General features: G+C 34.4%; 1 protein-coding gene. It reads left to right on the top strand.

Translation table 11 applies throughout. From position 1 onward, the window contains the following. Nucleotides 1-120 precede the first annotated feature (120 nt). Complete coding sequence (locus ENL20_09105) at nt 121-1818, top strand: hypothetical protein (protein ID HHE38715.1); 1698 nt, start codon at nt 121-123, stop codon at nt 1816-1818. The last annotated feature ends 27 nt before the right edge of the window (nt 1819-1845 follow it).

Below are 1845 nucleotides of genomic sequence, written 5' to 3'. Positions count from 1 at the left end.
GGAGAGATATTAATTATAAAAAACAAAATTAAGAAATAAAGAATTAAAACAATAAAATCAAAAAATAACAAAAAGATTAGTCTGATATTAGACTAAACACTGATCTACAAAGGAGCAAAAATGAACAAACCAAAATTAATAATTATTTTACTAATTCTCATATTTACATTCCTATTCACAGAAGACAATTTCCACTTCGCAATTCTCGGAGACAGAACCGGGGGAGCAGATCAGCAGGAATTTGAAAAAGTCGTCAAAGAAATGAGTGCTATGCGACCGGATTTTGTTGTAACTGTCGGAGATTTTGCGGAGGATGGAAGAAATCCTGAAGATTATGATGTTCCCCTGGAAACAATGAAAGTTTTCGATTGTCCGGTTTATTATACTCCCGGTAATCATGATATTTATGATGAGAATTCCGCAAAGATATTCACAGAAAAAACAGGGAACGATCCTTATTATTCCTTTGATCAGGGAAATACTCATTTTATCATTATGGATAATTCGACAGTTTCTAAATATGAAGATATCGAAGAGAACCAGAGAGACTGGATCATCGATGATCTGGCAACTAACCAGGATAAAACCAATATCTATGTTTTCATGCATAAACCTTTCTGGGCAGATGGTATTGCTGATGGTAAAGAAGATTTCATGCATGATATTTTCAAAAAATATAATGTTGATGCGGTTTTCACCGGACACTGGCATCAATATGCATATAATGAATTTGACGGGATCGAATACTTTCTTGTCGGAAGTTCCGGTGGTTCATTTCCATACAAAGATGATAATATGGGAATGTTCTATCAATATATGTGGTGCAAGGTGGAAGGAGACAGACTTTATACTAACCTGATCAAATCCGGGAATATGTTCGAGAAAGAACTGGTTACGATCAAGGAAGAGCAATTATCATACAGAATTCCCCATAAATTCATTCAAACTAAAAGCAATATTACTGATGAATCCAAACCGGAAGAAATAACTGTCGAATTAATGATCTCCAATCAGACAGAGAAGATTATTAAGGAGAACATTATTATCGAGCATGATTATAACTGGATAATTACGGAAAAAGAATTTCCCGTGAAAATAAATCCCGGTGACACTTTGAGGAAAGAGTTCGATTTTGTGCAAATAACCAACCTCTTCCCTCTTCCGAGGATCAAATTCTATTATCCTTTTGGCAGGGACAAGAAATACAAATACGATAAACCGATTGAAATTCAGAGGAAAATTGAATGTGTAAAAGTTGATAATATTCCAAAGATAGACGGCAGGATTTCTAAAGCTGATGAAGAAAAAGTTTCTGTTATTACGGAATTTGCAGATGAAGATGGAAATTCCTCAAAAATAAAAACCACGAAAACTTTCTTTATGCAGGATGATGAATTCCTGTATATTGCCTGTTATTGTGCCGAACCTTTGATAGACAATTTAAAAGCAGATTTTACAGAAAGAGACGAAGAAGTTTATTACGATGATTCATTGGGATTTCTGATATCTGCGGATGGAAATATTATTTACCAGCTTTATGTGAACCCGAATGGTGCTGTCTGGGATATGAGAACAGACCTGCAAAAACATGAATATGATAAAGATTGGAACGGTAACTTTGAAATTAAAACCGCAGTTTATAAAGATAATTGGATTGCAGAGATAATAATTCCTCTGGCTGAAATTGGCTGCACAAAAGACATGGAAGAATTAAAAATAAACTTCAGGAGATACAGACCATATAATGATGAAGATGCTTTCTTTATCCCGGAATGGAGTTATGATTCTGTTAATAAAGGGAAGATGGTGTTGGAATAGGATTTTATCAAAAGTTCACTGCAGTAT

The organism is Candidatus Cloacimonadota bacterium (genome assembly GCA_011372345.1).
GTDB lineage: Bacteria > Cloacimonadota > Cloacimonadia > Cloacimonadales > TCS61 > DRTC01.
Note: the sequence above shows the minus strand (reverse complement) of the source record. Positions and strands in the feature narration are given on the sequence as shown.

What these genes read in the sequence shown, in the direction of transcription:
- ENL20_09105 (HHE38715.1), top strand. Translation starts at nt 121, where the DNA reads ATGAACAAACCAAAATTAATAATTATTTTACTAATTCTCATATTTACA.